This is a genomic window from Streptomyces sp. NPDC006624, from assembly GCF_040611555.1.
In the GTDB taxonomy this organism is placed as follows: domain Bacteria; phylum Actinomycetota; class Actinomycetes; order Streptomycetales; family Streptomycetaceae; genus Streptomyces.
In genome coordinates, this window is sequence record NZ_JBEXOM010000002.1 from 566,196 (window position 1) to 579,239 (window position 13,044).

Annotated in this window: 13 protein-coding genes; 2 read left to right on the plus strand and 11 right to left on the minus strand. The window is 72.4% G+C overall.

All coding sequences use genetic code 11. The features are described 5' to 3' along the window. Window positions 1-93: 93 nt before the first annotated feature. The 6 genes from ABZY20_RS06255 to ABZY20_RS06280 all read right to left on the minus strand — a co-directional run bounded on the left by ABZY20_RS06255 (window position 94) and on the right by ABZY20_RS06280 (window position 4,340). Window positions 94-1,275 carry a glutathionylspermidine synthase family protein gene (locus tag ABZY20_RS06255; RefSeq protein WP_356437282.1) on the minus strand — a complete coding sequence of 394 codons (1,182 nt, stop codon included), beginning with the start codon at window positions 1,273-1,275 and terminating at the stop codon, window positions 94-96. Between the two features lie 14 nt (window positions 1,276-1,289). Continuing rightward, window positions 1,290-1,637, minus strand: coding sequence for a hypothetical protein (locus ABZY20_RS06260; RefSeq protein ID WP_356437284.1), 348 nt, complete (start codon window positions 1,635-1,637; stop codon window positions 1,290-1,292). 205 nt (window positions 1,638-1,842) lie between these two features. Continuing rightward, on the minus strand, window positions 1,843-2,169 hold the full coding sequence (locus ABZY20_RS06265; protein ID WP_356437286.1) for a DUF1048 domain-containing protein: 327 nt from the start codon (window positions 2,167-2,169) through the stop codon (window positions 1,843-1,845). Between the two features lies 1 nt (window position 2,170). Beyond that, on the minus strand, window positions 2,171-2,527 hold the full coding sequence (locus tag ABZY20_RS06270; RefSeq protein ID WP_356437288.1) for a DUF1048 domain-containing protein: 357 nt from the start codon (window positions 2,525-2,527) through the stop codon (window positions 2,171-2,173). After that, window positions 2,524-2,850 (minus strand): PadR family transcriptional regulator, encoded by a 327-nt coding sequence (locus ABZY20_RS06275; RefSeq protein ID WP_356437291.1) that lies wholly within the window; start codon window positions 2,848-2,850, stop codon window positions 2,524-2,526. The genes ABZY20_RS06270 and ABZY20_RS06275 overlap by 4 nt, the downstream gene beginning before the upstream one ends. 101 nt (window positions 2,851-2,951) lie before the next feature. Next, window positions 2,952-4,340, minus strand: coding sequence for a PLP-dependent aminotransferase family protein (locus tag ABZY20_RS06280; RefSeq protein ID WP_356437294.1), 1,389 nt, complete (start codon window positions 4,338-4,340; stop codon window positions 2,952-2,954). 47 nt (window positions 4,341-4,387) lie between these two features. On the opposite strand from ABZY20_RS06280, the gene ABZY20_RS06285 reads away from it, so the two are divergent. Together ABZY20_RS06285 and ABZY20_RS06290 are read left to right on the plus strand one after the other, a co-directional pair. Next, on the plus strand, window positions 4,388-4,918 hold the full coding sequence (locus ABZY20_RS06285; protein WP_356437297.1) for a carboxymuconolactone decarboxylase family protein: 531 nt from the start codon (window positions 4,388-4,390) through the stop codon (window positions 4,916-4,918). Then, window positions 4,915-5,667 carry an isocitrate lyase/phosphoenolpyruvate mutase family protein gene (locus tag ABZY20_RS06290; protein ID WP_356437300.1) on the plus strand — a complete coding sequence of 251 codons (753 nt, stop codon included), beginning with the start codon at window positions 4,915-4,917 and terminating at the stop codon, window positions 5,665-5,667. The genes ABZY20_RS06285 and ABZY20_RS06290 overlap by 4 nt, the downstream gene beginning before the upstream one ends. 6 nt (window positions 5,668-5,673) lie before the next feature. On the opposite strand, the gene ABZY20_RS06295 is transcribed toward ABZY20_RS06290, so the two are convergent. From ABZY20_RS06295 to ABZY20_RS06315, 5 genes are all read right to left on the minus strand, one after another. After that, window positions 5,674-6,630 carry an ABC transporter substrate-binding protein gene (locus tag ABZY20_RS06295; protein WP_356437303.1) on the minus strand — a complete coding sequence of 319 codons (957 nt, stop codon included), beginning with the start codon at window positions 6,628-6,630 and terminating at the stop codon, window positions 5,674-5,676. Window position 6,631: 1 nt separating this feature from the next. Then, window positions 6,632-8,581 (minus strand): ABC transporter permease subunit, encoded by a 1,950-nt coding sequence (locus ABZY20_RS06300; protein WP_356437306.1) that lies wholly within the window; start codon window positions 8,579-8,581, stop codon window positions 6,632-6,634. Further along, entirely contained in the window at window positions 8,581-9,651 is a 1,071-nt protein-coding gene (locus ABZY20_RS06305) for a glycine betaine/L-proline ABC transporter ATP-binding protein (RefSeq protein ID WP_356437309.1), read from the minus strand. Before ABZY20_RS06305 ends, ABZY20_RS06300 begins: the two co-directional genes overlap by 1 nt. Before the next feature lie 32 nt (window positions 9,652-9,683). Beyond that, on the minus strand, window positions 9,684-11,216 hold the full coding sequence (locus ABZY20_RS06310) for a GMC oxidoreductase (protein ID WP_356437312.1): 1,533 nt from the start codon (window positions 11,214-11,216) through the stop codon (window positions 9,684-9,686). A gap of 148 nt (window positions 11,217-11,364) precedes the next feature. Further along, entirely contained in the window at window positions 11,365-12,885 is a 1,521-nt protein-coding gene (locus tag ABZY20_RS06315) for an aldehyde dehydrogenase family protein (protein WP_356437315.1), read from the minus strand. Window positions 12,886-13,044 lie beyond the last annotated feature (159 nt).

The window sequence follows — 13,044 nt, forward strand, 5'->3', positions numbered from 1 at the left end:
CCGCGATCAGCCTACCGGACCATGTGTGCGGGTCTCGTCGTGGCTTGTCGCGCAGTTCCCCGCGCCCCTCAGGCAGGTGCCCCTGAGCCCCGTCTACAAGATCACGTGCGGCAGGAACCGGGCGTACTCGTCGGTGATCAGGCCCGAGGACTCGCGGATGCCCAGGCCCGCCGACTCGTTCTCCACCACCCAGGCGCCCAGGACCACACGGTTGCCGTCGAAGTCGGGGAGCGGGGCCAGTCGCTGGTAGCAGCAGGGTTCGTCGCGGGGGGCCGGGGCGGAGCCGGGCTCGTGGATCGTCACGCCCGCGCCCTCCCTGCCCAGCAGGGGCTTGGCCGCCCAGCCGGTGGCGGTGAGGTCGCGGGGGCCGTCCAGGTACGCCGGCAGGAGGTTGGGGTGGTCCGGGTAGAGCTCCCAGAGGATCGCCAGCAGCGCCTTGTTGCTGAGGAGCATCTTCCAGGCCGGCTCGATCCACAGGGTGGAGCCGGTGCCGCCGCCGTTGTCGAGGGTGTCGAGGACGTGGTCGGCGAAGCGGTCGGTGGTGAGCCACTCCCAGGGGTAGAGCTTGAAGACGCTGCGCATGAAGCGCAGGCGCTGGTCGACGAAGCGGCGGGACAGGCGGTCCCAGCCGATCTCCTCCATGGAGATCCACTCGGTCGGCAGGCCCGCCTGTTCGGCCGTCTCCTTGAGGTAGGCGACGGTCATGAGGTCCTCGCCGAGTTCGTCGGCCGAGGAGTAGGCGAAGTAGAGGGGGCTGCCGGGCGGGAGGAGGCCCGCCTGCTTGCGCCACGCGTCGATGAGGCGTTCGTGGAGGGAGTTCCACTGGTCGGCGCCGGGGAAGCGCTCCTCCATCCAGAACCACTGGGGGGAGGCGGCCTCGACCAGCGAGGTGGGGGTGTCGGCGTTGTACTCCAGGAGCTTGGCCGGGCCGGTGCCGTCGTAGCGCAGGTCGAAACGGCCGTAGACGGACGGCAGTTCGGCGCGGCGGTGCCAGGCCTCGGCGACCGCGCGCGCCACGCGCGGGTCGGTGATGCCCAGGTCGGTGAAGCGGTCCTCGGCGACGATGTGGTCCGCCGCCGCCAGGCACATGCGGTGGAGGTCCTCGACGACCTCCTCGAGGGCCTCGATCTCCGCGAGGGTGAAGACGTAGTAGGCGCTCTCGTCCCAGTAGGGGCGCAGGGAGTCGTCGGGGTAGCGGGTCAGGGGGTAGATCAGGCCCTGTTCCTCGACGGTCTGCTGCCAGCCGGGGCGGGGTGTGGTGGTACGGCGTTCCATCGCTGCGCGTCCGGTCAGCCGCCGCCGCTGCCGCCCGAGCAGCCGAAGCCGCCCCGGTCGACGGCCTCGCTGCGGCTGAAGGTGCCGTCCTCGGCCCAGCCGCCGCTGACGTCGGCGTCGTAGTACCAGTCGGCGTTCGCGGTCCTGGCCTTGCCGGTCTTCTTGCCACCCGTGCCGGTGGACACGCTGGACGAGCAGTCCTTGTCGGCCACGATCTTGTAGCCGTTGATGTAGTCGTAGCTGTCCCGGTCCACACAGCGGCGGTCCGGGTCGGAGCCGCAGGCGGACAGGGCCGCAGCGAGGACTCCCATGCCGCCCAGCACGACCGTGCTGGAGCGCAGCCGCCGTCGAGTTTCCGCCATCTTCGCGTCTCCCCCGGTTGGTTCCTGTCATGTACTGCCGAGCGGACAGCCTAGAGAGCCGGAGCGGCGGGCGCACAGGGGCCCCCTGCGCGGAGTTCTCCTCCAGCGCCGGTATGGGGCCTTTGGCGTGTCATGTGGTGTTGGTGTGGCCGGCCGGGGTGAAGGCCGGCACCGGGGCCGTGCCCGCGGGCATGAACCGGCGGTGCTACTTGCCGGCCGTGCCGGGATTGCCGTTGACGGAGGCCTGATAGACGTCCGCGTAGGTGGGTGAGTCCTTGATCAGGCCGTCGCAGAACGCGGCGACGTCCGGGCCGATGAGCTCCAGAACTCCCTTGCCTCCGGCCGCGCCCTCCTCGAAGAAGTCGACGATCCCGGGGAGCAGACGCCCGTCGGCCAGGCCGGTCGGCCCGACCTTGAACAGGTACCGCTGCATCTCCTGGTAGACGATCCGGTAGTCCGGCGGGAGCGCCTTGACCCGGGCCACGTGCGCCCGCCACTGCCTCTTGCCCTCGATGATGTCGTGGATGCTCACGTCAGCCCTCCAGCCGCTTCAGTTTCCGTGCGACGTTCCTGTTCAACTGCTCGCGCCACCGGTCGCGATGGGTTCGGGCCCCTTCGCCGCCGGCCAGCGCCGTGCAGAAGCCCCGGATGTCGTCGCCGAGTACGTCGCGGACGTTCAGTCCGTCCGCGGCGGTCTCTTCGAGCAGCCCCAGGGCGGAGTCGAGGATCGGCGTCAGGTTGCGGCCGGTGAAGTCCCCATGGGGAAGGAGGTGGACCTTGATCTGCTCCCACGCCGCCCGGTGGTCCTCGGGAAGGGCCTGGGCCCGGACTTCGAACGCCTTCCATTCCCGGGTGAGATCACTGCCGGTGACGGTCTCCCAGAGGTTCATTCCCCGCCCTCCTTGAGCTTGTCGATGCGTGATGAGACGAACTGCCACTTCGCCCAGAACTTCGCGAGTTCCTCGCGTCCGGCGTCGTTGAGCGTGAAGAACTTGCGCGGCGGACCGGACTCGGAAGGCCGCCTGGTGACTTGGACGAGTCCGTTCCGTTCCAGCCGCAGCAGGATGGTGTACACCGTCCCCTCGACGACGTCGGCAAAGCCGAGTTCGTTGAGCTGACGGGTGATGGCGTACCCGTAGGTTTCCTCGCGCCCGATGATCTGGAGCACGCACCCTTCGAGCGTCCCCTTCAGCATCTCCGTCAGGTCGTCCACCGCATGCCTCGCCTCAGCCCTCCCGGTACTACGTAGCACCGAGTACCACTACACAGTAGCACCGAGTAGTGGAGGTTCGGCAATCGACTGAACCAGGCGGGTCACGCGGGCAGGACCCTGCACAGTGCTTCGAGCGCTCCCGTCCAGGCGTGGTCCGGTGGGGTGCCGTAGCCGACGACCAGGGCGTCGAGGGGTTCCGTCGCGGCGGTGGGGTGCCGGTAGCGGGTCAGGCCGTGGACGGCGAGGTCCTGCCAGTGGGCGGCCTGGACCACCGACTGTTCGGTGCCGGGCGGCAGGCGCAGCAGGACGTGCAGACCGGCCGCGATGCCGGTGACGCGGGCCTCGGGTGCGCGGGCCGCGACGGCGGCGACCAGGGCGTCCCGGCGGCGCCGGTAGCGCAGGCGGGTCGCGCGGACATGGCGGTCGTAGGCACCGGAGGTGAGGAACTCGGCCAGGGTCAGCTGGTCCAGCGCCCCGCAGGTGTCGACGCCGCCCTTCGCCTCCGCGACCGCCTCGGCGAGCCCGGGCGGCAGCACCATCCAGGCCAGCCGCAGCCCGGGCGCGAGGGACTTGCTGGCGGTGCCGAGGTAGACGACCCGGTCCGGGTCGAGGCCCTGGAGCGCGCCCACGGGCTGCCGGTCGTAGCGGAACTCGCCGTCGTAGTCGTCCTCCAGGACCAGGCCGCCGGTGCGCCGCGCCCAGTCCACGACGGCCGCCCGGCGGTCGCGGTGCAGGGGCAGGCCCATGGGGAACTGGTGGGCGGGGGTGAGCAGGACCGCGTCGGCCCCGGGCGGCTCCCCCGGGTCGGTGCCCCGCCGGTCGAACGGCAGCGGGACGGTGTCCAGACCGGCGGCGGTCAGCAGGCCCCGGTGCACGTCGAGGCCGTACGACTCGACCGCGACCGTGCGTGCCCCGTCCGCGCGCAGGACCGCGCCGAGCAGCTTCAGGCCGTGGACGAACCCGGCGCAGACCACGATCCGTTCGGGGTCGGCGCGTACGCCCCGGGCCCGGGAGAGGTAGCCGGCGAGGGCGTGTCTCAGCTCCGGGCGGCCGCGGGGGTCGCCGTAGTCCAGCGCGTGGTACGGGGCGGAGGCGAGGGCGCGGCGGGCGGCCTTGAGCCACTCGGCGCGGGGGAAGGACGCCAGGTCGGGGCTGCCCGGGCGCAGGTCGTAGGCCGGGCCGCCGCGGGCCCGGGGGTGGGGTGCGGCACCGGCCGGTGCGACGACCGTCCGCGCGGCGACGCGGGTCCCCGAGCCCTGCCGGGCGGAGAGCCAGCCCTCGGCGACCAGGTCGGCGTAGGCGTCGGCGACCGTGTTGCGGGCGATGCCCAGGTCGGCGGCGAGCACGCGGGAGGAGGGCAGCCGGGTGCCGGGTGCCAGCCGGCCGGAGCGCACCGCCTCGCGCAGGGCGTCGGTCAGACCCCGGCGCAGGCCCGGACCGGTCGGCTCCAGGTGCAGGTCGATGCCCAGAGTGGCCCACGGTTCCGCCATGGAAATGGACCATACCCCTGGGCTGCTTCCTTCCTAGGGTCGAGGGCATGACGACGACCCACACCGACGACCCGACCACCGCCCCGGCCACGCCCGCCGGGACGTACGCCCCCGAACAGCCCGCCCGCCTGGACTGGGCCGGGCACGCGCCCGACGTCTACCAGGCCATGGTCCGGCTCGACGCGGCGGCCCGGCAGGGCCTGGACCCCGCGCTGCTGGAGCTGGTGAAGATCCGCGCCTCGCAGATCAACCACTGCGCGTTCTGCGTCGACATGCACAGCAAGGACGCCCTCGCCGCCGGGGAGAGCGTCGAGCGGATCATCCAGCTCGGCGCCTGGGAGGAGTCCCGGCACTTCTACACCGAGAAGGAGCTCGCGGCGCTGGAGCTGACGGAGGCCGTGACGGTCCTGACCGACGGGTTCGTGCCGGACGAGGTGTACGAGAGTGCCGCGCGGCACTTCGAGGAGGCCGAGCTGGCCCGGCTGATCGCCGCGATCACGGTGATCAACGCCTGGAACCGGTTCGGCGTGACCTGCCGCCTCGCACCGGGCCACTACCGGCCCGGGCAGTACAAGTGAGCCTTCTCCCGGGCGGCGCGGGGCGGTTCGGGAACAAGGCGGACGCGTTCCGCGCCCTGCACCGGCACCGGCTGCCCGATGATCCGCTCGTGCTGCCCGGGCCGTGGGACGCGGCCAGCGCCCGGGTGTTCGCCGAGGCGGGGTTCCCGGCGCTCGCCACGCCCAGCGCCGGGGTCGCCGCCTCGCTCGGTCACGAGGACGGGCAGACCCCGGCCGCCGAGATGTTCGCGGCGGTCGCCCGGATCGTCCGGGCCGTCGACGTGCCCGTGTCGGCGGACGTGGAGGGCGGGTACGGGCTCGCGCCCGGGGAGCTGGTGGAGCGGCTGCTGGAGACCGGGGCGGTGGGCTGCAACCTGGAGGACTCCGCGGGCGGGGTGCTCAAGGACCCGCACGCGCACGCCGATTGGCTGGCCGCGGTGCGCGAGGCGGCGGGTGACCTGCTGTTCGTGAACGCGCGTGTGGACACCTTCGTCCGCGGCGTCGCCGACCCCGCGCGGGCCATCGAGCGTGCGGCGCTGTACGTCGCGGCGGGCGCCGACTGCGTGTACCCGATCGGCGCCCCGCCGGAGGTCCTGCCGCTGCTGCGCGCCGGGATCCAGGGCCCGATCAACGTGGGGGCCCTGCCCGGCGAAGGCCCCTCGCCCGCCGAACTCGGCGCGCGAGGGGCCACCCGGATCACCTTCGGGCCGGGCCTGCAGCGGCGGGCCGCCCGGGCCCTGCGGGAGATCGCGGACGGACTGCTGCCGTAGGGAGGGTCAGGGCAGCCACTTCCGCCACGTGGACCTGTGGCTGTCCACCCACTTCTTCGCCGCCTCCTCGGGCGTCATCTTCTTGTCGGCGATCATCAGGGAGACCTCGTTCTGGTCCTCGGTCGTCCACCGGAACTTCTTCAGGAAGGCCGCCGCCTCACCGCCCTTGTCGGCGAAGTCCGCGTTGAGGTACTTCTGCAGCGGGGTGTGCGGATAGGCGCAGGCGACCTTCTCCGGGTCGGCGTCGCAGCCCTCCTTGTACGGCGGCAGCTTCACCTCGGTCATGGGGACCTTCTCGAAGAGCCACTGCGGCGAGTACCAGTAGGTGAGGAAGGGCTTCTTCTCCTTGGCGAACTGGCGGATCTGGGTGATCTGCGCCGCCTCGGAGCCCGCGAACACCACCTGGTAGTCCAGCTTCAGGTTCTTCACCAGCGCCTTGTCGTTGGTGACGTAGGACGGCGAACCGTCCATCAGCTGGCCCTTGCTGCCGCTCTCGGGGGTGCGGAAGAGGTCGGCGTACTTGTCGAGGTTCTTCCAGTTCGTGATGTCCGGGTGCTTCTCGGCGAGGTACGTGGGGACGAACCAGCCGATGTGGCCGGTGACGCCGAGTTCGCCGCCGGGGGCGATCGTCTTCTTGTCCTCGACGTACCGCTGCTCCTGCTCGGGGTGGCCCCAGTCCTCCAGGATCGCGTCCACGCGGCCCTGGCTGAGGGCGTCCCAGGCGGGCACCTCGTCGACCTGGACGGTGTCGACGCGGTAGCCCAGCTCGTGCTCCAGCAGGTACTCGGCGACGGCCACGTTGGCCTGCGCGCCCACCCAGGACTGCACGGACAGGGTCACGGTCTTCGCGCCCTGCGCGTTGGCGAACGGCGAGGCCTGCTTGGTCATGTCGGCGGCACCGCAGCCGGTGAGCAGCGCCAGGGAACTGACGGTGGCCGCCATGGCCGTCGTACGGATACGCATGTCAGGCTCCCTTCGTCACGCGGCGTTCGGTGGGCTGGGTCACCCGGTCGAGCATCAGGCCGAGGCAGACGATCGCCGCGCCGGCCACCAGACCGGTCGCCAGGTCGCCCTGGGCGAGGCCGAAGACGACGTCGTAGCCGAGCGCGCCACCGCCGACCAGGCCGCCGATGACGACGACGGCGAGGACCAGCACGAGGCCCTGGTTGACGGCGAGCAGCAGCGCCGGCCGGGCCAGCGGGAGCTGGACCTGCCGCAGCTGCTGCCAGCCGGTCGCGCCGAGCGACCCGGAGGCCTCCAGCGCGGCCGGGTCGACCTGGCGCAGGCCCTGGGTGGTGATGCGGACGACGGCGGGCAGGGCGTAGACGATCGCGGCCGCGACGGCCGGGGCGCGGCCGACGCCGAACAGGGCGACGACCGGGATCAGGTACACGAACTGCGGCATCGTCTGGAAGACGTCGAGGACCGGGCGCAGCGCCCGCTCCAGCCGGTCGCTGCGGGCCGCGGCGATCCCGACGGCGAAGCCGACGACGAGGGTGACGGCGACGGCCGCCAGGACCTGGGAGAGGGTGTCCAGGGACGGCTTCCACACGCCGAGCACGCCGATCGCGGCCATGGCGAGGACGGCGGTGAGCGCGGTGCGCCAGGTGCCGATGACCCAGGCCAGGGCGGCGACGATCAGCAGGACCGCCCACCAGGGCAGCGCCTGCAGGCCGTCGCGCATCGGGTCGAGGACCCAGGTGGTGAAGTGGCCGGCCCAGTCGGCGGTGCCGCCGATGACGGGGACGCCCGAGTACAGGTGGGCGGTCATCCAGTCGACCGCGCGGTTGACGGGCTCGGCGATGCCGACGACCCAGGCGTCGGGCCAGTCCAGGCGCCCCGCGAGCCGCCCGGCGACGGCCACGGCGACGACGCCGGCGAGGGCGTAGAGCCAGCCGCGGCCGCTGTGGGGCTCCGGTTCGGCTCCGAGCTTCTCCCCCGCCGCGCCGGTGACGCGGTCCAGGACGACGGCCAGCAGCACGATCGGGATGCCGGCGGCGAGCGCGGCGCCGACGTCGACCGAGGCCAGGGCCTGGTAGACGCGGTCACCGAGACCGCCCGCGCCGATGACGGCCGCGATGACGGCCATGGACAGCGCCATCATGATCGTCTGGTTGAGGCCGAGGAGGAGTTCCTTGCGGGCCAGCGGGATGCGGGCGGTCAGCAGCCGCTGGCGCCGGGTGGTGCCGAGCGACTCGACGGCCTCCAGCACCTCCTTGTCGGCGCCGCGCAGACCGAGCGAGGTCAGCCGGGCCATGGGCGGGGCGGCGTAGACGACGGTGGCCAGGACGGCCGCCGGGACGCCGATGCCCAAGACCAGCACGACCGGCAGCAGGTAGGCGAAGGCGGGCAGCACCTGCATGGTGTCCAGGACGGGGCGCAGCACCCGGTCCATCCGGTCGGACAGCCCGGCGGCGAGCCCGAGCAGCACGCCCACGACGACCGACGCGAGCACCGCGACGACCATCAGGGCGAGGGTCTGCATGGTCGGCACCCACATGCCGAGCAGGCCGCAGGCCAGGAACGCGGTGGCCGTGCCGAGCGCCAGCCGCACGCCGGCGACGCGCCAGGCGACGAGCGCGCCCAGGGCCGTGACCCCCGCCCAGCCGACGGCGAGGAGGGCGAGGTAGACGGCGCGTACGGCGATGACGACGACGTTGCTGACGTGGCCGAAGAAGTACAGGAACAGCGGGTGGCTGTCGCGGTTGTCGATGATCCAGTCGCTGGCCGCGGCGAGCCGGTCGGAGAAGTCGACGGTGAGCGCGCCCGGCCAGGTGCCGCTGGCCCAGCGGCCCGCGGCAAGCGGGACGAGGATCGCGGCGGCCACGGCGAGCAGCAGCAGTTTGCGGACGGCGGGGCGCCGGAGGAGTCCTGGCAGGCCGACGCGGGGGGCGGACGCGGTGATCGTCGCCATCACACCGCCTCCTTGGGCTGCGCGGTCCCCGGCGGGGCGGGCCGCTCGGTGCCGGCGACGACCCCGAGGAGGGTCTCGGAGTCGACCACGCCGACGCAGCGGCCCCGGTCCACGACCCGGGCCGGGGCACCGGCGCGGGCGACCGCCTCGATCGCCTCGGAGACCGTCGCGTCGGGCCGGACGGCCGGTCCGCTGCCGTCCTGGTCCGCCGAGGGGCGGCGCATGGCCGTACGGACCGTCATGACCTGCTCGCGCGGGACGTCCTGGACGAACGCGCGGACGTAGTCGTCGGCGGGCGAGCCCACGATCTCCTCGGGCGTGCCGAGCTGCACGACCCGGCCGTCGCGCATCAGGGCGATGCGGTCGCCGAGCTTGAGGGCTTCCTGGAGGTCGTGGGTGATGAAGACCATCGTGCGGCCCTCGTCCTGGTGCAGCCGGACCACCTCGTCCTGCATCTCACGCCGGATGAGCGGGTCGAGCGCGCTGAACGGCTCGTCGAACAGCAGGACTTCCGGGTCGACGGCGAGGGCGCGGGCCAGGCCCACGCGCTGGCGCTGGCCGCCGGAGAGCTGGCCGGGGCGGCGGTGCTCCATGCCTTCCAGACCGACCTTGGCGACGACCTCGGCGGCCCGCTCACGCCGCTCGGCCTTGCCGACGCCCTGGATCTCCAGGCCGTAGGCGACGTTGTCGAGGACCGTGCGGTGCGGCAGCAGGCCGAAGTGCTGGAAGACCATGGCGGCGCGGTGGCGGCGCAGTGCGCGCAGCCGGGAGCGGTCCATGGCGCGCACGTCCTCGCCGTCGATGGCGATGGTGCCGGCCGTCGGCTCGATCAGCCGGGTCAGACAGCGCACCAGCGTGGACTTGCCGGAGCCGGACAGGCCCATGACGACGAAGACCTCGCCCTTGCGCACGTCGAAGCTGACGTCGCGGACGGCGGCGGTGCAGCCGGTGCGGGCGCGCAGCGCGGCGGCGTCCAGGCCGGTGAGTTCGGGGTCGCCGGGGACGCGGTCGGCCTTGGGGCCGAACACCTTCCACAGGCCCTGCACCGAGAAGACGGGCGTGGTGTCCATGGGCTGCTCCGTACGGGGTTCGAGGATCGCGGTCACCGGACACCACCACCGATCAGCTCGGCGGCCTTCTCCCCGACCATCAGCACGCCGATCATCGGGTTGACGGTGGTCATGGTGGGGAACACGGAGGCGTCGGCGACGCGGATGCCGCGCAGGCCGCGGACGCGCAGCTCGGGGTCGACGACGGCCAGGTGGTCGTCGGCGGCGCCCATCCGGCAGGTGCCGGCCGGGTGGTAGACGGTGTGCGCGACCTTGCGGGCGTACTCGCTCAGTTCCTCGTCGCCCGTGACGTCCGGGCCGGGGGCCACCTCCCGCTTGAGCCAGCCGGCCAGCGGCTCGGTCTTCGCGATCTCGCGGGCGATGCGGATGCCGTCGACGAGGGTGCGGCCGTCGTAGTCGTCCTCGTCGGTGAAGTAGCGGAAGTCCAGGGCCGGCTTGACCTCGGGGTCGGCGCTGGTCAGGTAGAGCCGGCCGCGGCTCCTGGGCTTGGGGATGTTCGGGGTCATCGAGACGCCGAACTCCGGCCGCCGGTAGCCCAGTCGCTCGGGGTTGTCCGTGAAGGGGATCTGGTAGAAGTGGAACATCAGGTCCGGGTGCGGCAGTTCGCGGTCGCGCCGCACGAACAGGCCCGCGTCGGAGTCCATCGCGGAGTTCTCCGGGATGGGGCCGTGCGTCTCCCAGACGATGACCGACTCGGGGTGGTCGAGCAGGTTCTCGCCGACGCCCGGCAGGTCGTGCGCGACGGGGATGCCGAGCTTCTCCAGGTCGTCCTTGGGGCCGATGCCGGAGTGCATCAGCAGCCGCGGCGAGTCCACGGCGCCGGCGCACAGCAGCACCTCGTTGCGCGCCTTGACGAGGAACTCCTCGCCGTCCTTGGTGCGCACGTGGACGCCCTCGGCGCGGTCGCCGTCGAGCTCCAGCCGGTACGCCCACGTCTCCAGCAGGAGCGTCAGGTTGGGCCGCTCGTCCATCACCGGGTGCAGGTACGCCACCGACGCCGAGGACCGCTTGTTGTCCTCGGGGTGGTAGGCGAGGTCGAAGAAGCCGACGCCCTCGGTGAACGGCTTCTTGTTGAAGCCCTCCACGCGCGGCACGCCCAGCGCCTCCTGGGCCGCGTCGACGAAGTCGCGGGCGATGGCGTTCCGGTCCTTCTCGTCGACCGGGACGATGTTGTTGAGCAGCCGGGCGAAGTACGCCTCCATCTGCACGGCGCCCCAGCCCTCGGCGCCGGCGGCCTCCCACTCGTCCCAGTCGGCGGGCAGCGGCTTGAAGGCGATCAGGGTGTTGTGCGAGGAGCAGCCGCCCAGGACCCGGGCGCGGCTGTGGCGGATGTGCGAGTTCCCGCGTGGCTGCTCGGTGGTGGGGTAGTCGTAGTCGAGCTCGCCGCCGAGCAGGCCCATCCAGCGGCGCAGGGTCAGCACGTCGTCGCGGCCGACGTCGCTGGGGCCGCCCTCGATGACGGCGACCGTGACGTCGGGGTTCTCGGTGAGTCGGGAGGCGATGACGGAGCCTGCGGTTCCGCCGCCTATGACGACATAGTCGTACTCATGGCTGGTGTGGGACATGGCGTACTCGCTCCAGTGGGGATGAAGTCCAGTGGGGATGGAGTCCGGTGGGGATGAAGGGGGACGGGCTCGCAGCGTGCGGGGAGGGCCGGCCCGGGGCGGGAGGGGACGTCGCCCCGGGCCGGAGGAGGTCGTCCGGGCGAGGGGGTCAGCCCGCGAACCAGCGCACCGGCTTCGGAGCGAGGTTCTGGTAGACGTGCTTGGTCTCGCGGTACTCGGCGAGCCCGGCCGGGCCGAGTTCGCGGCCCACTCCGCTCTTGCCGAAACCGCCCCACTCCGCCTGCGGCAGGTAGGGGTGGAAGTCGTTGATCCAGATCGTGCCGTGGCGCAGCCGGCCGGCGACGCGGCGGGCGCGGCCCGGGTCGGAGGTCCAGACGCCGCCCGCGAGGCCGTACTCGGTGTCGTTGGCGAGGGCGACGGCCTCGTCCTCGGTGCGGAAGGTCTCGACGGTGAGGACCGGCCCGAAGACCTCCTCCCGTACGACGCGCATCTCGCGGTGGCAGTGGTCGAGGACGGTCGGCTCGTAGAACCAGCCGTTCTCCGGGCGCTGCGGGGACGGCTCGGGGCGCTTGCCGCCGCAGCGCAGCACCGCGCCCTCCTTCAGGGCCGACTCGACGTACATCTCGACCTTGGCGCGCTGCTGCTCGGAGACGAGCGGGCCGCACTCGACGCCGTCCTCGGTGCCGCGCCCGAGGCGGATCTTCCCGGCCCGGCGGGCGAGTTCGGCGACGAAGCGGTCCCGCACCGACTCCTCGACGATGAGGCGGGCCCCGGCCGAGCAGACCTGGCCGCTGTGGATGAAGGCGGCGTTGAGGGCCTGGTCGACGGCTGTGTCGAAGCCCTCCTCGGTGGCGCAGGCGTCGGCGAAGACGACGTTGGGGTTCTTGCCGCCGAGTTCGAGGGCGACCTTCTTGACGGTGGGCGCGGCGGCCTGGGCGACCTTGGTGCCGCTGATCAGGCCGCCGGTGAAGGAAACCAGGTCGACGTCCGGGTGCTCGGCCATGCGCGCGCCGACGGTGTGGCCGGGCCCGGTGACGATGTTGGCGACGCCCTCCGGCAGGCCGGCCTCGACGAGCAGCTCGATCAGCGCGATCGTCGTCATCGGCGTGATCTCGCTCGGCTTGACGACGAAGGTGTTGCCGGCGGCGAGGGCGGGGGCGATCTTCCAGCTGGCCTGCAGCAGCGGGTAGTTCCAGGGCGTGATCATCGCGCAGACGCCGACGGGCTCGTGCACGACGACGCTGTGGATGTCGGGCGAGCCGGCGTCCACGACCCGGCCGGGGGCCTCGCCTGCGACCAGGTCGGCGAAGTAGCGGAAGGCGTCGGCGACGCAGTCGATGTCGACGCGCCCCTCCTCGACGGTCTTGCCCGCGTCGCGGGCCTCCAGCCGGCCCAGCTCCTCGCGGTCCCGCACGAGCAGGTCCGCCACGCGCCGCAGCAGCGCGGCGCGCTCACTGACGGGCGTACGCGGCCAGGGGCCCTCGTCGAAGGCGCGGCGGGCGGCGGCCACCGCCAGGTCGGTGTCCTTCTCGTCGCCCTCCGCGACCACGGCGAAGGGCAGGGCGTCCGCGGGGTCGAGGATCTCGCGCGTGGCACCGGAAACGGCCGCCCGCCATTTTCCTGCCGCGTGGATGGTTTGACTCGCCTGAAGCTCGGTACTTTCCGCCATGATCGATGTTCGCCTTCCGTTCCTGATCAGCGTCTCTGTGTCACATGGGTGTCACCAAGAGACCGAGAACGCCTGCCCAACGCCCCCGGATGCATGCGCTCCGGTGACCGAAAGTGCGCTGTGTCACTGAAGATGCGGGCAAGTGCGGACAAATCGTCC